Origin of the sequence: Streptomyces sp. NPDC102437, from assembly GCF_044765565.1 — a bacterium.
GTDB lineage: Bacteria > Actinomycetota > Actinomycetes > Streptomycetales > Streptomycetaceae > Streptomyces.
In genome coordinates, this window is the sequence record NZ_JBIWKI010000014.1 from 119,328 (window position 1) to 139,261 (window position 19,934).

Genomic DNA, 19,934 nt, shown 5'->3' on the forward strand with positions numbered 1-19,934 from the left:
TCGATCCGTGGCGGGCAGAAGGGCCGGATGCCGTGTGGTCGTCACCGAGCGCAGCCCCTGGGGCCGGGGTGTGTCACAGCAGGTGCCCGTCAGCCGCGATCGGGGTGCGCGGTGGCGGAGTAGGCGTCATGCCAGGCCGCCTTGGCGCCCGAGTCGCCGATTCGGTAGACCTGCACGCCGGCACCCACGCCGATGACGAGGGACAGCACCGCGGCGGCGATGCGGAGCGGCGTGCCCACCGTGCCGGCGGATCCCTCCGCCTCGGGGGTGCGGCGGGCGGCGCGGCGGTAGAACCACCACACCGCTGCGGACACCAGGAAGAGCCCGATGGCCCAGGGGAGCAGTTCGTCCCCGAGTTCGGCGTGCCTACGGACCAGGGGATCGCTGTCCACGTGCCGTTCCAGCCACTCCCCGGCGTCGGTCGTCAGCGGCACGCTGATCAGGGACACCAGCGCGAGGGCCGGCAGGGCGAGGCCGAACCTGCGCATGACGGTGGGGAGGACGGCACACAGGATCAGGGCGAGCGCAGTAAGGGGTACCAGGACCACGACGACGTGCACGAACAGGATGTGTGCGGGGATGCCGTTGATCAGGTCGAGTCCCACGAGGGGCTCCTTCGGAGGGTGGTGTTCAATGCTGGACAGGGATGAGTTGGACTTCGGTGGTGTACCGAGGCCGCGGCAGGGAGGCGCCCGTTCCCTGTGCCCGGGAATGATGCTGCGGCGTGCCTCATGACCCATAGCGGCTGAATCCTGGAGTCCGCCATTCCTGGCCGTCGGGCAGAACCGCGAGTGCTTCGTAGCCGTCCAGTGTTTCCACCCAGTCCTGTGCCCCGTTGCCTCGGGCGAACGCGGCGGTGGCGTAGGTGTCGGTCAGCGTCAGGCGGGGCCCGACGAGGGTGAGGGAGGCGAACATGTCGGCAGCTCTGCCGGTGTGCGGGTCCACGATGTGACGGCCGCGTTCGGCGGTGCCGGAGGTGGCGACGGCCAGGTCGTGGCCGGCGGTGATGACGGTGGCCAGTTCACCGGGGCGTAGCGGGTGGGCGATGCCGATTCGCCACGCGGTGCCCGGGCCCGCCTGGCCGCGGAGCTGTAGGTCACCTCCACCGTTGATGCACGTGTGGTGCGCGCCTGCATCGTACAGGAGCTGGGATGCCGCTTCGGTCGCCCAGCCCTTGACGAGCCCTGAGGGGTCGAGGGTTCTTGCGGGGACGATGCTGAACCAGCCGTCGCTGGCGTGGGCGGCCTGTGCGCACAGGGACAGGACTTCGTGGACTTCGGGCGGGCAGTCCTCCAGTCGGATCTCGCCGCGGTCGAGGCGGCTGATGTGGCTGTCGGGCCGATAGGTGGAGAACACGGCATCGACCTGGTGGAGGTGGCGCACGGCCTCGGCCAGGGCGCGGCGGATGGCGGGGGTCGGCTGGTCCCGGATGTCGAACGAGAAGACGGTGCCCATGACGTGCTCGACGTGGCGCAGCCCGGTCGCGGTGTCAGGCATGGACTTGGTCCAGTGCGCTCTGGAGGGACTGGATGTAGCCCTGGCTGGTGTAGCTGGCACCGGAGACGGCGTCGATGTGCGCGCTCTGGGCTCCGAGCGCCTCCTGGGTGAGGCGGGGCAGGGCGAAGGAGGTGATCTGCTGGTCGCGGCCATTTTGGTCCGGAGCCCGGAGGACCTTGACCGAGGTGATTTTTCCCTTGGTGAGAGTGGCGGCGACCTGCACGGTTCCGTACTGGGTGTCGATGGGATCTCCGGTGAACGTGCCCGTCTCGGTGGCTTTGCCCGGCGAGGTGCCTGCGGGAGTGTGCGAGGTCGTGGGGGAACGGGGAGCCGCCCCGGCGAGGACGGGGAGCTGGTGGGGTTTGAGAGCGAGCAGGGCGGTGATCAGGGCGCTGATCCCGGTGGTGGCGAGGACGGCTCGGCGCATGACGGATCTCCTCAGAACGCGAAGGACTCGTGGTGGATGCGCCGGGCCGGGACCCCGGCTTCGCGCAGGGCCCCGATCGCGGCCTCGGTCATGCCGGGAGGGCCGCAGAGGTAGACGTCGTGCGCGGCCAGATCGGGGACCAGAGTGCTCAGGGCCAGGTCGGTGAGGGGGGAGGTGCGTCCGGCCGGTTCGTCGACGATGTAGTGCACGGCGGCCCGGCGGTGGGCGGCTATCGCGTCGAGTTCACCGCGCAGGGCGAGGTCGACGGTGCGGCGTGCCCGGTAGACGAGTGTCACCTGGCCCGGCAGCGTCTCGAAGAGCGCACGCAGGGGGGTGATGCCGACACCGCCGGCCAGGAGCAGGACCTTGGGGACGGTGCGGCGGTTCGCGGTGAAGGCGCCGTAGGGTCCTTCGGCCCACACCCGGGTGCCGGGCCTCAGGCGGGCGAGGGCGGCGCTGTGTCCGCCGGCGGCCTTGACCGTGATCCGCAGGTGGCCGGGGTGGGCGGGGGCGGAGAGGGAGTAGGGGCTGGCGGTCCACCACAGCCCGCGGGTCAGGAAGCGCCAGCGCAGGAACTGCCCCGGTTCGCCCCCGAGGTCGTCGAGGTGCCGGCCCGTGAGGTGGACGGAGACCACCCCTGGTGCTTCGGGGTGGACCGCTGCCACGCGCAGGCGGTGGCGGAGCCCCCGCCGGACGGGGACGGCGAAGCGGTAGCAGGCGACCAGGGCCGCGACACCGAGGAACAGCGTGTACCAGGCCGCCTGCGCGAGGCGGTTGTCGACGAAGTCGGCTCCGTTGGACAGCTGGTGGCCGAAGGTGAGGAAGACCGCCAGGTAGGTCGCGAAGTGCAGGTAGTGCCACGTCTCGTAACTCATCCTGCGGCGGGCGGCACGGGCGGACACGATCCCCGTGGCCACGAACAACAGGAAGCCGGCCGTGCCCTTGAGCAGGTCGGGGTAGTGAAGGACGAGTGTGGAGGTCTGGCTGACCACGTTCGTGTGGGAGGCCAGAGAGTAGCCCCAGATGATCAGCAGGGTGTGCGCAAGGGCGAGGGACACGGTGCAGCGGCCACCCCAGGCGTGCCAGCGGGCGAGCCGGTCGGTGCCGATGGTGTGATCCAGGAGCGGCATCCGGGCCATGAGCGCCAGCAGGACCGCGCAGGCGTATCCGGCCAGGAGGCCGGTGATGCGTCCCGCGCCGGTGAGCCAGCCCGCCGGGCCGACCACCGAGGTCGTGTCGCTCCACCACAGAGCCAGCACCCCCGCGACGCCGACCCAGATCACCAGCGGCACCAGGAACGGGACAAGGCTGCGGCGCGGGCGCCGGTGGCGCATCCCGCGGTTGGCATACGTCGTAGTCGTGAATGTGGTGGTCATGGGCTCCTCCGGACATGGCGCACGCTCCGGCGATGGCTGGCCAGCCTCACAGCCCAACCTCTGCGTACCTTCTGAAACGGCGCGGTCGATCGCTCTCAGCTCCGATTCAGAGGAAACTCAGAGGCACGCCTCACCCCTGCCGTGGTCTGCGCTGGGGGATGCTGGAGGAACCATGGACGAGCCGCCGCGTACACCAGCGCTTCTGCGCCGCCCGGACGGAGACCCCGTACGGATCCTCGTCGTCGACGACGAACCCGACGTCACGGATGTCCTGACCGGAGTGGTGACCGGCGAGGGCTGGCACGTGCGCACCGCTGGCGACGGCGCGACCGCGCTGGCGACGGCCCGTGATTTCCGGCCCGACGCGGTGGTTCTGGACTGGATGCTGCCCGACCTGGACGGCCTCCAGGTCCTGCGGGCCCTCAGAGGTGAGATGCCCGAGGTGTGCGTCCTGTTCCTGACGGCCCGGGACGCGGTCGAGGACCGCATCGCCGGGATCACAGCGGGCGGTGACGACTACGTCACCAAGCCCTACAGCCTGGAGGAAGTCCTGGCCCGGCTGCGAGGGCTGCTGCGGCGGGCCGGCATGAGCGCCGGACCGGGCACGAACCGGCTCACCGTCGGTGACCTCACCATGGACGAGGAAGCCCGGGAGGTCCGGCGCGGCGGGGCCGTGGTCGAACTGTCCCGCACCGAGTTCGAACTCCTGCGCTTCCTCATGCGCAACCCGCGCCGGGTCCTGTCCAAGGACCAGATCCTCGACCGGGTCTGGGCCTACGACTTCGGCGGCCGCGCCCACATCGTCGAGCTCTACATCAGCTACCTGCGCAAGAAGATCGACGCCGGACGCACCCCGATGATCCACACCGTGCGCGGCGTCGGCTACGTCCTCAAGCCGGAAACCTCGTGAGGCGCCTGCCGCCCCGCACTCTGCGCGGCCAGCTCACTGCCGGACTCGTCACCCTGCTCGCCATCGCCTGCCTCGTCGTCGGGATCACCACCGCCCTCGCTCTGCGGGGCTTCCTGATGGGGCGCCTGGACGAGCAGCTCTCCGCGTCCGGCGGCCGGTTCGCAGCCAGTCTGGAACACGAGGGCAAGCCCGATGCCGACAACCGCCCCGACACCCGGGGCCAGGCCGAGGCGACCTTCGGCGCCCGCCTCCTGGGCGACACCGTCACCCAGGCCGCCGTCGTCGACGACGCCATCGACCGCCCCCTCCGGCTCACCCCCGAAGACCGCCGCACCCTGGAGAGGATCCCCGTGGACGGAGAGGGGCACAGCATCCGCCTCTCCGGTCTGGGGAAGTACCGCGTCACGGCTGTCCGGGGCGACGACCAGGACACCTTGATCACCGGCCTGCCCCTGCACCCGGTGGAAGAGACCGTCCACCGCCTCGAAGCGGTCGAAGCCGTCCTGTTCGGTGCCGCCCTCGTGGCGACCGGCACCGCGGGAGCCGTGTGGGTACGGATCTCCCTGCGCCCTCTCCAGAAGGTCACCGCCCATGCGGCGGAGGTCGCCGGACTGCCGCTCGCCAGCGGCGAGATCGCCATGCCCGGCCCCCTCCGCGGCATCGACCCCCGCACCGAGGTCGGTCAGGTCGGCACCGCCCTCAACCACATGCTCGGCCACGTCGAAGACGCCCTCACGCGTCGGCAGGCCAGCGAGGAACGCCTACGGCACTTCGCCGCCGACGCCAGCCACGAACTGCGCACCCCCGTCGCCAACATCCGCGGCCACGCCGAACTCGCCCTGCGCCACCAGGGCCCCGTCCCCACCGAAGTCCGCCACGCCCTGGAACGCATCGACCGCGAGTCCCTGCGCATGACCCGCCTTGTCGATGACCTGCTGCTTCTCGCGCGTCTTGACGCCGGACGGCCCCTCGAACACGAGCCGGTCGACCTGACCCTGCTGATCCTGAACGCGACGGACGACGCCCGCGCCGCCGGCCCCGGCCACCACTGGCTCCTCGACCTCCCCGAAGAACCGGTCACCGTCATCGGCGACGCCCACCGCCTCCAACAGGCGATCGGCAACCTTCTCGCCAACGCCCGAATCCATACGCCGGCCGGCACCGACGTGACTATTACGCTCACGACGGAACAGAGCACCGTCCTCGTGGACGTGAGTGACAACGGCCCTGGCATCCCCGACGAACTCCAACCCGAAGTCTTCGGCCGTTTTGTCCGCGCCGACCACGCCCGCTCCCGCAGCACGGGAAGCACCGGCCTGGGCCTTGCCATCGTCCACGCAGTGATCACCGCCCACGGCGGAACCGCCACCGTCACCAGCAGCCCCGGACACACCACCTTCCGCCTCGCACTCCCAGGCTGAACTGTTCGCGCTGCCACTCCTTCGGGGCCACCTTGCCGCCGCGGGTGCGGCGGGTGCTTCCAGCGGGCACCTCACAGGTCGGACAGCCGAACTGATCGGCGGCGGCCGGTTCGGCGGGCTGGGGCATGTCGCAGAACCCATCGCGAGAGGCATGGTGCGAAAGCTGTTTCGCGAGAGGTTGTGAGAACGGAGATCGTTGGGTAAACCGGACACGGTCCGGCGGGGGCTCCGGTCTCTCGGGGACTACTCATTTCTGTGAGCACGGGGTGTGCACGCGTGGCCTGGGGCTGCGGCCGGCGGTCCGGCCCGCTCCCGTATCGTCTCCCGATATCGGAGTACGTAACGTGCGCGGCTGGGCCGCCGAGGGAGTGGGCCATGAGCAAGCCATCGACCGCCGCCGGAATGCCGGACGAACTTCAGCGGCGGCTCGGGGTGTCCGACGCCGTGGTGATCGGCCTGGGGTCGATGATCGGCGCGGGGATCTTCGCCACTCTGGCTCCGGCCGCGCACGCCGCCGGGTCCGGGCTGCTGATCGGCCTGGCGGTCGCTGCCGTGGTCGCCTTCTGCAACGCCACCTCCTCGGCCCGGCTCGCGGCCTGCTACCCGGCCTCCGGCGGCACCTACGTCTACGGCCGCGAACGCCTCGGAGACTTCTGGGGCTACCTGGCCGGGTGGTCCTTCGTGGTCGGCAAGACCGCCTCCTGCGCGGCGATGGCCCTCACCGTCGGCTCGTACGTCTGGCCCGGCCAGGCGCACGCGGTCGCGGTGGCCGCGGTGGTGGCGTTGACCGCGGTGAACTACGCCGGGGTGCAGAAGTCCGCGTTCCTGACCCGGGTGATCGTGGCCGTGGTCCTGGCGGTGCTCGCCGCGGTGGTGGTCACCTCCCTCACCTCCGCCACGGCGGACGCGGCCCACCTCGACGTCGGCTCGGACGCCACGGCCGGCGGGGTGCTCCAGGCGGCGGGCCTGCTGTTCTTCGCGTTCGCCGGATACGCGCGCATCGCCACCCTCGGCGAGGAGGTCCGCGACCCCGCGCGCACCATCCCCCGGGCCGTCCCGCTCGCGCTCGGCATCACCCTGGTCGTCTACGTCGCCGTCGCCGTCGCCGTGCTGACGGTCCTCGGCCCCAACGGGCTGGCACAGGCCGCGGCCCCGCTGTCGGACGCGGTCCGGGCGGCCGGCGTCGACCGGCTGACCCCTGTCGTGCGGGTGGGCGCCGCCGTGGCCGCGCTCGGCTCCCTGCTCGCGCTGATCCTCGGGGTCTCCCGCACCACCCTGGCGATGGCCCGGGACCGGCACCTGCCACACGCCCTGGCCGCCGTCCACCCCCGGTTCAAAGTGCCGCACCGCGCCGAACTGCTGGTGGGCGCCGTGGTCGCGGTCCTCGCCGCGACGGCGGACGTACGCGGGGCCATCGGGTTCTCCTCCTTCGGCGTCCTGGCGTACTACGCCATCGCCAACGCCTCCGCCTGGACGCTCACCGAGGACGAAGGACGGCCGAACCGGCTGATCCCGGCCGGCGGGCTGGCCGGATGCCTGGTGCTGGCCTTCGCCCTGCCCCTGTCCTCGGTGGTCTCCGGGGCCGTGGTGCTGGCCTTCGGCGCCGCCGCCTACGGACTCCGCCGCGCTCTGACCGCCCGCAGGCCGTAACTTCCGCGCCTGCCACTACGGGGCGTCGTCACCGAGGACTTCGCGAGCCAGCTCCACGAGCGCCCTGCGGTCCTCGGCCAGGGCCTTCCTGCCCGCCTCCGTCGCCGTGTAGACACGCCGGGTACGGCCGTCGACCACCCGCTGCTCGGAGACCAGCAACCCGTCGGTCTCCAGCCGGTGCAGCGTCGGGTACAGGGTGCCGGGGCTGATCCGGTAGCCGTGGCGGGCCAGCTCCTCGGTCATCCACGCGCCGTGGATCTCCTCCCCGGCCGCGTGGTGCAGGATGTGCAGCCGCACCGCACCCCGCTGGAACTCCCGCATTCCGGCCCACCTCCGGCAGTGACGAAACCGATATCGGCATCCGATCCTACGCCCGTGCGGGATGCCGCCTCGTCCAGCCGACGTGACCATCACCCCGCCCAGGGCCGGGTCCTGCCCGCGCGGCGGGCCGCCGCCGACGCGCACGGCATCCAAGTGGGAGGCGCGGGGCGGCGGTCGTTTCGCCGGACGGACGGGCCCCATGCCCCGGGCTCGATGAATACATGGCCGGCATAGGGCCCGGATAGGCCGCCCTTCAAACATGGCCATAACCGACCACACGAAGGGGCGTCGAACTGATGAGCGAGCAGCAACAGACCGAAGAGACCCTGTACCGCGTCGTGCTCAACGACGAGGAGCAGTACTCGATCTGGTGGGCCGACCGCGCCCTGCCGGCCGGCTGGCACGCCGAGGGTACCGAGGGCACCCGCGAGGAGTGCCTCGCGCGCATCGCCGAGATCTGGACCGACCTGCGACCGCTGAGCCTGCGCCGCCGCATGGACGCCACCGCCGCCTGACCGAACTGGCCGCCGGATCCGAGGCCGGGCCCGACCCCCACCGCGCCGCCCGATCCCGATGGAGGAGAGACTGTGAACGACCGCATGCTGTCGGGTTCGTACGCCGGTGCGACCACTGCCCGGCCCAAAACCGCGCCCCTGTTGCCCGCGCTGTTCGCCGCCCAGCGCACCCGTACGCCCGACGCGCCCGCCGTGATCGGTGCCGACGGAAGCATGGTCACGTACGCCGGACTCGGCGCGCGCGCCGCCCTGTTCGCCACCCGGCTGCACGCCCTGGGCGTGCGCCCCGGCGACTTCGTGGGCGTGTGCCTGCACCGCGGGCCCGACCTGGTCGCCGGGCTCCTCGGCGTCTGGCTGGCGGGCGGTGCCTACGTACCGCTCGACCCCAACCACCCCGAGAGCCGCATCGCCCTCGTCCTCGACGACGCGCGGGCACCGGTGGCCCTCGCCGAGCGGTCCACCGCCGACAAGCTGCCCGCGGCCACCCGCGTACTGCTCGCCGAGGACGTCACCGGCGAGCAGCACCAGGATCTCGACGGCGAACAGGCCCCGGCAGCACCGGAGTTCGTCGCCGAACCGGCCCGGCCCGCCTACGTCCTGCACACCTCCGGCTCCACCGGCCGACCCAAGGGCGTCCTCGTCCCGCACGAGGGCATCGCCAACCGGGTGCGCTGGCTGGCCCACCGCCACCGGCTCGGCCCCGCCGACCGGGTGCTGCTCAAGACCACCGTCGGCTTCGACGCCGCCGGACTGGAGCTGTTCTCCCCGCTCATCAGCGGCGCCGCCCTCGTGCTCGCCCCCGAAGGCGCCGAGCGCGACCCCGCGACCCTGCTCGCCGCCGTCGCCGACCACGGCGTCACCGTCCTGCAGGGCGTCCCCTCCGTCTACCGGCGCCTCGTCGACGAACCCGGCTGGGAGCGCGCCACCGCCCTGCGCCTGGTCTTCAGCGCCGGCGAACCCCTCCACGCCGACCTGTGCCGCCGCATCCTCGAACGTGCACCCGGCGTACGGATCTGGAACACCTACGGACCCACCGAGGCGTCCGTCGACATCACCGAGCACCAGTGGGACCCGGACCGGGACACCGGCGCCGTCCCCATCGGACGCCCCATCGGCAACATGCGCGTGGTCGTCCTCGACCCGGCGGGACGGCCCGTGCCCGTCGGCGTCCCCGGCGAACTCCACGCGGGCGGCATCGGGCTCGCCCTCGGCTACCTCGGCCGCCCGGACCTGACCGCCGAACGCTTCGTGCCCGACCCGCACAACGAGGGACAGCGGCTCTACCGCACCGGCGACAAGGTGCGCTGGCGCGCCGACGGCGTCCTCGAATACCTCGGCCGCCTCGACCAGCAGGTCAAGGTCAACGGCGTACGGATCGAGCCCGGCGAGGTCGAGGCCGCGCTCGCCGCCCACCCCTGGGTGCGCACCGCCGTCGCCGCCGCCGTGCCCGACCCGGCCGGCGCGGGCCACCGCCTCGCCGCCTGGGTGCAGCCGCGCGGTGAGGCGCCCCGCCCCGACGAGCTGCGCGCCTTTCTGCGCCGCACCCTGCCAGATGTGCTGGTGCCTTCCGTGTTCGTCACCGTCGACGAGTGGCCGCTCACCGCCAGCGGGAAGATCGACCGGGGCGCGCTGCCCGACCCGGCCGAGAGCCGCACCGAGACCGTGTACGTACCGGTGCGCGACGCCACCGAAAGGGCCGTCGCCGAGATCTGGGCACAGCTGACCGGGGTGCCCGCCGGGGATATCGGCGCCACCCACGACTTCTTCCAGCTCGGCGGCTCGTCCCTGATGCTGACCCGGCTCTCCGAGCTCCTGTCCGCGTCGGCGGGCACCCGCGTACCGCTGCGCGCCCTGTTCACCGCGACCACCGTCGAGACCCAGGCCGCGCTGCTCGGCCGCCCCCTCGACCCGACCGGCGACGACCACCTTGCCGAAACGGTCCTTCCCGTACCCCGCAAGCCCCAGGGACTGCCGCTCTCGCCCGGCCAGCAGGGCATGTGGCTGCTCGACCGGCTGCGCCCCGGCAGCAGCGAATGGAACGCCCCCGCCTTCTTCACCCTGCCCGCCGAGTACAGCGACGCCACCGTCGCCGCCGCGCTGGGCGCACTCGCCGACCGGCACGAGATCCTGCGCACCCGCTACGTCCTGCACGGCACCGAGCCCGTCCAGATCGCCGACGCGCCCGGCACCCGGCCGCCCCGGCTGCGCACCGCGCTCGCCGCGACCGCCGACGAGCTGAACGCGCTGGTGCAGGAGGAGTTCGCCCGCCCCTTCGACCTGGAGAACGGCCCGGTCTGGCGGGCCCTGACCGTACGCCGGGGGACCGAGCACCTGCACGTGATCCTCTCGCTGCACCACATCGCCTGCGACGGCTGGTCCTCCGTCGTCCTGGAGCGCGACCTCAAGGCGCTCGCCGAGGCCGCGCACACCGGCACGGACGCCCGGCTGCCCGAGCTCCCGGTGCAGTACGCCGACCACGCCGCCCACCGGCGCGCCCGGCTCACCGACACGTTCCTCGCGCGCGAACTCGACCACTGGAAGCGGGTGCTGGACGGCATCGTCCCGCTCGACCTGCCCACCGACCGACCCCGCCCCCCGGTGCGCGACGCGCACGGCGCCGTCCACCTCTTCACCGTCCCGGCCGCCCTCACCGAGCGCGTCGCGGCCCTCGGCCGCAGCTGCGGGGCAACCCTCCAGCAGACCCTGCTCACCGCGTTCGCCGCGCTCGTCGCCCGCCTCACCGGCCGCTGGGACGTCCCGGTCGGCATCCCGGTGGCCGGCCGCGAGCGGCCCGAGACCGCCGATGTCGTCGGGTTCTTCCTCAACACCCTCGTGCTGCGCTGCGACGCCGCCGCCGGCGACACCTTCCGCGACGCCGTCGTCCGCGTCCGCGACACCGCCCGGGAGGCCTTCGCCCACCAGGAGCTGCCGTTCGACCGGCTCGTCGCCGAGCTCGACGAGAGCCGCGACGCCGCCCGCACCCCGCTCTACCAGGTGATGTTCGACCTGCACGAGGAGGGCCGTACCGGCACCGCGACCTCCTCCGGCGACCTCGACGCCTTCCGGGGCGCCTGGCAGGCCGCCCGCACCGACCTCACGTTCGTCGTGCAGCGCCAGGACGACGGCTCCCTGCTCGGGATGGCCGAGTACGCCACCGCCCTGTTCGACCCGGCCACCGTCGAACGGTTCGCCGACTGCTGGACCCGCCTGCTGGAGGCGGTCGCCGACGACCCGTGGGTACGGCTGGGCACCGCCGACATCCTGCCCGCCGCACTGCGCGCCGCACTCGTGTCCCACGGCCCCGGCCCGGCCGGCCCGGGGGACACGATCACCGAGGCGGCCGAGGGCGGCGTGCACACCGCGATCGCGGAGGTGGCCCGGCGCTCCCCCGAGGACCCGGCCGTCGTCTGCGGCGACGAGACCTGGACGTACGAACGGCTGACCCGCCGCGCCGAATTCCTCGGCCACCGGCTGCGCGACCTCGGCGCCGGCCCGGAGACCACCGTCGCCGTGCTGCTCGGCCGCACCCCCGAGCTGCTCGCCACGATCCTCGGCAGCTGGCACGCCGGCGCCGCCCATGTGCCGCTCGACCCGGGCGCGCCCGACGACCGGATCGCCCATGTGCTCACCGACTCGCGGGCGGGCGTCCTCGTCACGGACACGGCGGGCGCCGCACGCCTCGCCAGCATCCACCGGGGCGCCGTCCTCACCCTGGACACCGAACCGGACGCCGCACCGCCGGCGGACGCCGAGCCGCTGCCCGCAGGGGACGGCACCCGCCTCGCCTACCTGATGTACACCTCCGGCTCCACCGGCCGGCCCAAGGGGGTCGCCGTCGAGCACCGCACCCTGCTGCCGACGCTGCGCGCCTTCCAGGCCCACCTGGACTTCGGGCAGGGGCCCGACGACGCCTACCTCGCCCTGGCCCAGCCCACGTTCGACATCTCCTGGACCGAGCTCGTCATGCCGCTCGTCGCGGGCGGCCGGGTCGTCCTCGCCCAGGACCACGAACTGCGCGACCACCGTGCCCAGCTGGCCCTGCTCGACCGGCACGGCGTCAGCCACCTCCAGGCCGCCCCCGCGCACTGGCAGATGCTGATCGACGCCGGCTTCGGCCGCCGCCCGCTGGTCGGCAAGACCGGCGGCGAGGACTGCCCGCCCGCCCTCGCCCGCGAGCTCTCGCGCAGACTGCGACGGTTCATCAACGAGTACGGGCTCACCGAGACGACCATCGCCTCCACCCGGTGGGACGCGCACGACACCGCGCAGTCCACCCCCATCGGCCGCCCCTACCCGCACTGCACGGTCCGGGTCCTGGACGAGAACCTCACGCCCGTGCCGTACGGGGTGACCGGCGAGCTGTGCATCGGCGGGACCGCCCTCGCCCGCGGCTACCACGGCAGGCCCGGCCTGACCGCCGCCGTGTTCGTGCCCGACCCGTACGGCGAGCCCGGCGCCCGCCTCTACCGCAGCGGCGACATGGCCCGCATGCTGCCCGACGGCACCCTGGAGTTCGCCGGGCGCGCCGACGGCCAGGTCAAGATCCGCGGCAGGCGGGTGGAGACCGGCGAGGTCCAGGGCGTCCTGGCCGAACACCCCGCCGTCGCCCAGGCCGTGGTCACCGTCCACGGCACCGGCCCCGACGCCGCGCTCGTCGCCTACTGGGTGGCCGCCGACGACATGCCCGTACCCGGCGACAGCGCACTCCTGGACCACTGCGCCCGCAGGCTGCCCGACTACATGGTCCCCGCGCTGCTCGTGCCGATCACCACCGTGCCGCTCACCCGGCACGGCAAGGTCGATACCGCGGCCCTGCCCACGCCCGACCTCGCCGCCGCGCTCGCCGACGAGCCGTACACCGCGCCCGAAGGCCCCGTCGAGGAGATCATCGCCGGGATCTGGGCCGAGGTGCTGCTCGGCCCCGACGCCGTCGCGGGCCACCGGATCGGCTCCCGCCAGGGGTTCTTCCGCAGCGGCGGGAACTCCGTGCGCGCCGCCCAGGTCATCGCCCGCATCCAGGAGGAGTTCGACGTCGAACTGCCCCTGCGCGCCGTCTTCGAACGCCCCACCGTCGCCCGGCTCGCCGAAGCCGTGGAAGAGGCCGTGACGGCCGAGATAGAGACGCTCACCGAAGCCGAACTCGCCCTCGCCCACAGGGAGTACCAGTCGTGACCGCACCCACCGCGCCGACGCAGCCCACGCAGGAGGAGCTGCGCGCCGAGCTCCTGCGCCGCCGCCTCGCCGGGCGCGCCGGGCGAGGCACCGAGACCCCCGTCCGCAGCGCCGCGATCCCGCGCGCCGACCGCACGAAGCCCCTTGAACTCTCCGCCGGACAGCGCCAGTTGTGGTTCCTGCACCAGCTCGACCCGCAGAGCCCCGAGTACCTGCTGCCGATGGCGTACCGGCTGCGCGGCCCGCTCTCGACGGGCACCCTCCAGCGGGCCTTCGACTCGCTCGCCGCCCGCCACGAGATCCTGCGCACCCGCTACGTCCTGGACGCGGCCGACCCCCGCCAGGTCGTCGACCCGGCCGGGCCCGTCGACCTCGCCGTCACCGACCGGCCCGGCCTCGACGCCGCCGCCCGCGACGCGGCCGCCGTCGCCTTCACGGAGGCCCGCGCCGCCGAGACCTTCGACCTGGCCGCCGACCACCCAATGCGGGTGCGGCTGCTGCGCTTCGCCCCCGACGACCACGTCCTGCTCGTCGTCATGCACCACATCGCCTGCGACGCGCTGACCCGCCCGCTGCTCCTGGCCGACCTCGCCGCCCTGCACCGGGGCGTGGAACTGCCCGGACTGCCCGTCCAGTACGCCGACTACGCGGCCTGGGCCGCCCGCCGGCAGAGCGGCCCCGAAGCCGACCGCGGCCTCGACCACTGGCGCCGGGAGCTCGCCGGCGTCGAACCGCTCGCCCTGCCCACCGACCGGCCCCGCCCCGCCGTACGCACCTGGGGCGGCGCCACGCACGGCTTCGACGTCCCCGCCGCCACCGCCACCGCGCTGCGCGGGGTCGCCCGCGACGGCGACGCCACGCTCTTCATGGTCCTGCTCACCGCCTACCAGACCCTGCTCGGCCGCTACACCGGCAAGCGGGACGTCTCGGTCGGCACCGCCGTCTCCGGACGCACCCGCCCCGAACTGCGGCAGATGGCCGGATACGCGTACAACACCCTGGTGCTGCGGGCCCGCTGGGGTGCCGACCCGGCCTTCCGGGACGTACTCGCCGCCAACCGCACCACCGTGCTGGACGCCTTCGACCACCAGGAGACGCCGTTCGACCGGATCGCCGACGAACTGGAGCCCGAGCGCGACCTGTCGACCACACCGCTCTTCCAGGTCATGTTCGACCTCGCGTCCGGCGAGGGGGCCGACGGACCCGATCTGCCCGGCATCACCGCCGAGCCCGTCCCGGCCGCCGGTGCCATCGCCCGCTTCGACCTCACCCTGCACCTCACCGAACGCGCCGACGGCACCCTGCACGGCAGCCTCGAATACGCCACAGCCCTCTTCGACGCGGCCACCGCCGCCCGGATCGCCGGGCACTACACCCGGCTCCTCGCCCAGATCGCCGCCACCCCCGACGCCCCGCTCTCCACCCTCGACCCGATCGGCCCCGAGGAGCGCGCCCTGCTCCTCGACGGGCCGGCCACCCCCGTCGGCACCGATCACGCCCTCGACGCCACCGCCCTGCGCCCCGTCCTGGAGACCATCCTGGAACAGGCCACGGCCACCCCCGACGCCATCGCCCTGCGCCACGGCGACACCACGTACACCTACCGCAGGCTCGCCGAGGAGTCGGAGCGCCACGCCCGCCGGCTCACCGGGCTCGGCGTCGGCCCCGAGGACACCGTCGCCGTCCTCCTGGACCGCTCGCCGGACCTGGTCGCCGCCCTGCTCGGCATCTGGCGCGCGGGCGCCGCGTACGTACCCGTGGACCCCGGCTACCCGGACGAGCGCGTCGGTCACATGCTGGCCACCACCGGCACCAGGACCGTCCTCACCGAGACCCGCTACGCCGGCCGCTTCGAGGGCCCCGCAGTCCCGGTCGCCGACGAAGCCGGCCCCGCCTCCCTGGTCACCGACGAAGACGGCCTCACCGTCCTGGTCGCCGACGACCCGGCCGAGCAGGCCGCCCGCGCGTCCGCCACCGCCGCCCTGCCCGCCGGGTACGACCTCGACGCGCTGGCCTACGTCATCTACACCTCCGGCTCCACCGGCCGCCCCAAGGGCGTCCTCGTCACCCACCGCGGCCTGGCCAACTACCTCGGCTGGACCGTCCAGGCCTACGCGGGCGCCGGCCCCGGCGGCGCCCCGCTGTTCTCGTCGGTCGCCTTCGACCTCGGCGTACCCGACCTGTACGCGCCGCTGATGACCGGCCGGAGCGTCGACCTGCTCCCGCAGGACTTCGACACCGCCGACCTCGGCGCCCTGCTCGCCGCAGGCGCCCCGTACGCCTTCATCAAACTCACCCCCGGCCATCTCGACCTGCTCCAGCAGCAGTTGACGGACGACCAGATCAAGGGCCTGGCCGGTCTCGTCATCGCCGCCGGGGACTCCTTCACCGCCCGGCTCGCCGAGCGCTGGACCACCTCGGCGGGCCCCGACGGCACCCGCCTCGCCGCCGAGTACGGCCCCACCGAGATCACCGTCGGCAACTCCGCGTACTTCCTCGACGGGCCCGTCACCACCGAACTCGTCCCCATCGGCCGCGCCGTCCCGCACACCACCATGTACGTCCTCGACGAGCACCTGCGCCCGTTGCCCGTCGGTGTGCCCGGCGAGGTGTGGATCGGCGGCATCGGCGTCGCCCGCGGCTACGCGGGCCGCCCCGACCTGACCGCCGAACGCTTCGTGCCCGACCCCTACGGCCCGGCCGGCGCCCGGCTCTACCGCACCGGCGACATCGCCCGCGTACTGCCCGACGGCAACCTCGACTTCGTCGCCCGCGCCGACCACCAGGTCAAACTCCGCGGCTACCGCATCGAGCCCGGCGAGATCGAGTCCGCGCTCACCGCGGACCCGGCCGTCGCCGAAGCCGTCGTCCTGGTCCGCGAGGACAGCCCCGGCGCCAAGGAACTCGTCGCCTACGTCGTCCCCGCCGAAGGCGCAGGACCCGACGACCTCACCCCGGCCGCGCTGCGCGCCCGCGTCGGCGAGACCCTCCCGTCGTACATGGTGCCCGCCGCCTACCTCACCCTCGGCGCCCTGCCGCTGACCGCCAACGGCAAGCTCGACCGCCGCGCGCTGCCCGCCCCGGGCCGCGCCGCCACCGCCGTCGGCGACTACGTCGAGGCCCGCGACGCCACCGAGGGCGCCATCGCGGGGATCTGGGCCACCGTCCTGGGCCGCGACACCGTCGGCGTCCACGACAACTTCTTCGAACTCGGCGGCGACTCCATCCGCGCCGTCACCCTCGTCGGCGCGCTGCGCGAGGCCGGCTGGGAGACCAGCGTCCGCGACATCTTCGCCCACCGCACCGTGGCCCGGCTGCGCGCAGCCCTCGGCGACGCCGACGGGGCCGGACCGGGCACCACCGTCGCCCGGTTCGCCCTCATCGGCGAGGCGGACCGGGCCGCGCTGCCCGCCGACGTCACCGACGCCTACCCCGTCTCGCTCACCCAGGCCGGGATGCTCGTCGAGATGTACGGCGAGAGCACCGAGAACCGCTACCACAACATCACCTCCTTCCGGATCCGCGACGAACTCCCCTTCGACCAGGAGGCGTTCCAGCGGGCCGCCGATCTGATCGTCGAACGCCACGAGGTCATGCGGACCTCCTTCGCGCTCGACGGCTACTCCCGGCCGCTCCAGCTCGTCCACGCCGCGTCGCGGATGCCCTGCGTCTTCGACGACCTGCGCCACCTGCCGGCCACCCGACGCGAACTGGCCCTCTGGGAGTTCGCCGACCGCGACCGCGAAGAGCTCTTCGACCTCACCCGCGCACCGCTCATGCGGATGGCCGTCCACCTCCTCGACGACGAGAGCTGGTGGCTGTCCATCACCGAGTGCCACCCCGTCATCGAAGGCTGGAGCTACCACTCCCAGCTGATGGAGATGCTCCGCGCCTACCGCGCGCTGCGCTCCGGCGCCGAGCCCGAGCCCGCCCCGCCCGTGCCCGCCGTCCGCTACGCCGACTTCGTCGCCGGCGAACTGCGTTCCCTGGACGACCCGGCCGACCGCGAGCACTGGCGCCACATGGTCGACACCTATGAGCGGTTCAGCGTCCCTGCCGGATGGCAGGGCGACGACGAGGGCGACGAGCGCTACCGCATCGACATCCCGCTCGGCGACGTCGAACCGGGCCTGCGCGCGCTGGCCACCGCCGCCGAGGTCCCCTACAAGAGCGTCCTGCACGCCGCGCACAGCAAGGTCCTCTCGCTGCTCACCGGCGCCGAGCGGTTCCGCGGCGGCATGGTCGCCGACGCACGCCCCGAGGAGGCGGGCGCCGAACGCGTCTCCGGCATGTACCTCAACTCGGTGCCCTTCCCGTACGAGCGCACCGCCGCGACCTGGGGCGAACTCGCCCAGCAGGTCTTCGCCCGCGAGGTCGAGCTGTGGCCGCACCGCCGCTACCCGATGCCCGCCATGCGCAGACCCGGCGGCGAATCCCACCTCATCGACGTCCTCTTCCACTACCTGGACTTCCACCAGGTCGACACCGAGCTCATCGACATCATGGCCAGCCGCGACGACAGCCCCAACGAGTTCCGGCTCGTCGTCGGTACCCCCGTGCGCGGCCACCTGTCCATCGCCTCCCGCACCCGCACCCTCTCCCGGGGCCGGGCCAAGCGCCTCGCCGCGCTCTACACCGCCGTCTTCGCCGACATGGCGCGCACCGGCGCCGACGGCGACGCCCGCGGCGCCTACCCCGACGCTTACGAGCGCGGCGCCCTCGCCGCACCCGCCCTGCCGCACTCCGACACCCCCGCCGACGTGCTCGGCGCTTTCGAGGCACAGGCCGCCCGGACCCCGACGGCCCCTGCGCTCTCCTTCGGATCCACCAGCCACTCCTCCACCACCAGCTCCTCCACCACCCTCTCCTACGCCGCGCTCGACGCCCGCGCCGAGGCTGTCGCCCACCGGCTGCGCGCCCTCGGCGCCGGGCCCGAGACCCGTGTCGCCGTGCTCCTGGACCGGGGCCCCGACCTGGTGGCCGCGCTCCTGGGCGTCTGGAAGGCGGGCGCCGCGCAGGTGCCCGTGGACCCCTGCACCCCCGACGCCCGGATCGCCGGCACCGAGTTCACGCTCGCGGTCACCGAACGCCGCCACGCCGCCCGCCTGGGCGACGTCCCGCTCGTGGTCGCCGAGGACCTCACCGACGCCCCCGTACCCGCCCGGCCCGCCACCGCCCACGCCCCGGACCGGCTCGCGTACGTCCTGCACACCTCCGGCTCCACCGGCACCCCCAAGGGCGTCGAGATCAGCCACCGGTCCCTCTCCCACTACCTGCACTGGGCGGTCGAGCAGTACGCGGCGGCGGGCACCGGCGGCGCGCCGTGGTTCACGTCCGTCGGCTTCGACCTCGGAATTCCCGCACTGTACGCACCCCTGATGACCGGGCAGACCGTGCGGCTGCTCCCGCAGTCGTACGGGCCGGGGGAGTTCGGCGCCGAACTCCTCAAGGGCGCGCCCTACTCCTTCGTCGGGCTCACCCCCGGCCATCTGACGCTCCTGGAAGCCCAGTTGACCGACGCCGAACTCGGCTCCCTGGCCGCGCTCGCCGTCTGCGCGGGCGACGCCTACCCGGCCGCCCAGGCCGACCGCGTCGCCGCCCGCATCGGGTCCGGCGGCATGGTCCTCGCCGCCGAGTACGGCCCCACCGAGACCACCGTCGCCGCCACCGCCCTGCGCGTCCTGCCCCGGCACCGGAACCGGCACCGCGGCGCACCGCGCCCCCTCGCGGCAGCGGCCGGTGTCCAAGCCGGGCTCCAGCACGCCGACACCCTGCACGCCCCCGAGCGGCCCCGCGCCCCGCGCTCCCTTGTGGGCCTCGGCTCTCCGCTCCCGGGCGTCACCCTGCGGCTCCTGGACGGCGCGCTGCGGCCGGTCCCCGACGGCATCGCCGGTGAGGTGTACCTCGGCGGCGACGGGCTCGCCCGCGGCTACGCCGGACGCCCCGACCTGACCGCCGCCGCGTTCCTGCCCGACCCCTACGGACTGCCGGGCGCCCGCATCTACCGCACCGGGGACCTGGCCCGCCGGCTCCCCGGCGGCGCCCTGGAGTTCCTCGGCCGCGCCGACGACCAGGTCAAGATCCGGGGACACCGAGTCGAACCCGGCGAGGCCGAGGCCGCGCTCGCCGCCGACCCCTCCGTACGCGAAGCCCTCGTCGCGGCCGTCGACGCCGCCGACGGCGGCAAGCGCCTCGCGGCCTGGGTGGTGCCCGCCGAGGGGCACACCGTCTCCGTGCCTGCCCTGCGCGACCGCCTGCGCGCGGTGCTGCCCGCCGCTGTCATCCCGGCGACCGTCACGGCCCTGCCCGCGCTCCCGCTCGGCGCGAACGGCAAACGCGACCGGTTCGCCCTGGTGGCCCGCGCCGCCACCGCCGCCGACGCCCCCTACGTGGAGCCGCGCACCGACACCGAGCGACAGCTCGCCGCCGTCTGGGCCGAGGTGCTCGGCCTCGAACAGGTCGGCGTGCACGACGACTTCAGGGACCTCGGCGGCGACTCCCTGCTCGTACCGCCCCTGCTGCTCGCCGCCCGCAGGGCCGGGCTCCCGCTCGACCTCGCGACCGCGCTGCGCCACCACACGGTGGAGCGACTGGCCGCCGCACTCGACGTCCGTACGGCCCACGACCCGGCCCAGGAAGGCTGAC

The 19,934-nt window shown here is 73.7% G+C and carries 11 protein-coding genes; 6 read left to right on the plus strand and 5 right to left on the minus strand.

The genetic code is table 11. The features are described from left to right. Positions 1–89: 89 nt before the first annotated feature. The 4 genes from ACIRJP_RS19900 to ACIRJP_RS19915 form a co-directional block, all read right to left on the minus strand. Complete coding sequence (locus ACIRJP_RS19900; RefSeq protein WP_404175579.1) at positions 90–605, minus strand: DUF2231 domain-containing protein; 516 nt, start codon at positions 603–605, stop codon at positions 90–92. Between the two features lie 124 nt (positions 606–729). Then, a complete protein-coding gene (locus ACIRJP_RS19905) occupies positions 730–1,497 on the minus strand; it encodes an FAD:protein FMN transferase (RefSeq protein WP_404175582.1) in 768 nt (255 codons plus the stop codon). Continuing rightward, the gene (locus ACIRJP_RS19910) at positions 1,490–1,924 is read right to left on the minus strand and encodes an FMN-binding protein (protein ID WP_404175585.1); all 435 of its coding nucleotides are present in this window, start codon (positions 1,922–1,924) and stop codon (positions 1,490–1,492) included. Before ACIRJP_RS19910 ends, ACIRJP_RS19905 begins: the two co-directional genes overlap by 8 nt. 11 nt (positions 1,925–1,935) lie before the next feature. Then, positions 1,936–3,300: a ferric reductase-like transmembrane domain-containing protein gene (locus ACIRJP_RS19915; protein WP_404175588.1), complete on the minus strand. Its 1,365-nt coding sequence runs from the start codon at positions 3,298–3,300 to the stop codon at positions 1,936–1,938. Between the two features lie 172 nt (positions 3,301–3,472). On the opposite strand from ACIRJP_RS19915, the gene ACIRJP_RS19920 reads away from it, so the two are divergent. The 3 genes from ACIRJP_RS19920 (at position 3,473) to ACIRJP_RS19930 (ending at position 7,281) form a co-directional block, all read left to right on the plus strand. Beyond that, positions 3,473–4,210 (plus strand): response regulator transcription factor, encoded by a 738-nt coding sequence (locus ACIRJP_RS19920; protein ID WP_404175591.1) that lies wholly within the window; start codon positions 3,473–3,475, stop codon positions 4,208–4,210. Continuing rightward, positions 4,207–5,631, plus strand: coding sequence for a sensor histidine kinase (locus tag ACIRJP_RS19925; protein ID WP_404175594.1), 1,425 nt, complete (start codon positions 4,207–4,209; stop codon positions 5,629–5,631). The genes ACIRJP_RS19920 and ACIRJP_RS19925 overlap by 4 nt, the downstream gene beginning before the upstream one ends. 375 nt (positions 5,632–6,006) lie before the next feature. Then, on the plus strand, positions 6,007–7,281 hold the full coding sequence (locus ACIRJP_RS19930) for an APC family permease (protein WP_404175597.1): 1,275 nt from the start codon (positions 6,007–6,009) through the stop codon (positions 7,279–7,281). Between the two features lie 15 nt (positions 7,282–7,296). Here the strand turns inward: ACIRJP_RS19930 and ACIRJP_RS19935 are convergent, their stop codons facing one another. Then, entirely contained in the window at positions 7,297–7,602 is a 306-nt protein-coding gene (locus ACIRJP_RS19935; RefSeq protein WP_404175600.1) for a PadR family transcriptional regulator, read from the minus strand. A gap of 296 nt (positions 7,603–7,898) precedes the next feature. Between ACIRJP_RS19935 and ACIRJP_RS19940 the strand changes: the two genes are divergently transcribed. The 3 genes from ACIRJP_RS19940 to ACIRJP_RS19950 all read left to right on the plus strand — a co-directional run bounded on the left by ACIRJP_RS19940 (position 7,899) and on the right by ACIRJP_RS19950 (position 19,933). Next, entirely contained in the window at positions 7,899–8,117 is a 219-nt protein-coding gene (locus tag ACIRJP_RS19940; protein WP_404175603.1) for an MbtH family protein, read from the plus strand. A gap of 84 nt (positions 8,118–8,201) precedes the next feature. Continuing rightward, the gene (locus ACIRJP_RS19945; RefSeq protein WP_404175836.1) at positions 8,202–13,289 is read left to right on the plus strand and encodes an amino acid adenylation domain-containing protein; all 5,088 of its coding nucleotides are present in this window, start codon (positions 8,202–8,204) and stop codon (positions 13,287–13,289) included. Continuing rightward, the gene (locus tag ACIRJP_RS19950; RefSeq protein ID WP_404175606.1) at positions 13,286–19,933 is read left to right on the plus strand and encodes an amino acid adenylation domain-containing protein; all 6,648 of its coding nucleotides are present in this window, start codon (positions 13,286–13,288) and stop codon (positions 19,931–19,933) included. The genes ACIRJP_RS19945 and ACIRJP_RS19950 overlap by 4 nt, the downstream gene beginning before the upstream one ends. Position 19,934 lies beyond the last annotated feature (1 nt).

What these genes read in the sequence shown, in the direction of transcription:
- ACIRJP_RS19905 (WP_404175582.1), bottom strand. Translation starts at nt 1,497, where the DNA reads ATGCCTGACACCGCGACCGGGCTGCGCCACGTCGAGCACGTCATGGGC.
- ACIRJP_RS19910 (WP_404175585.1), bottom strand. Translation starts at nt 1,924, where the DNA reads ATGCGCCGAGCCGTCCTCGCCACCACCGGGATCAGCGCCCTGATCACC.
- ACIRJP_RS19915 (WP_404175588.1), bottom strand. Translation starts at nt 3,300, where the DNA reads ATGACCACCACATTCACGACTACGACGTATGCCAACCGCGGGATGCGC.
- ACIRJP_RS19920 (WP_404175591.1), top strand. Translation starts at nt 3,473, where the DNA reads ATGGACGAGCCGCCGCGTACACCAGCGCTTCTGCGCCGCCCGGACGGA.
- ACIRJP_RS19930 (WP_404175597.1), top strand. Translation starts at nt 6,007, where the DNA reads ATGAGCAAGCCATCGACCGCCGCCGGAATGCCGGACGAACTTCAGCGG.
- ACIRJP_RS19935 (WP_404175600.1), bottom strand. Translation starts at nt 7,602, where the DNA reads ATGCGGGAGTTCCAGCGGGGTGCGGTGCGGCTGCACATCCTGCACCAC.
- ACIRJP_RS19940 (WP_404175603.1), top strand. Translation starts at nt 7,899, where the DNA reads ATGAGCGAGCAGCAACAGACCGAAGAGACCCTGTACCGCGTCGTGCTC.
- ACIRJP_RS19945 (WP_404175836.1), top strand. Translation starts at nt 8,202, where the DNA reads ATGCTGTCGGGTTCGTACGCCGGTGCGACCACTGCCCGGCCCAAAACC.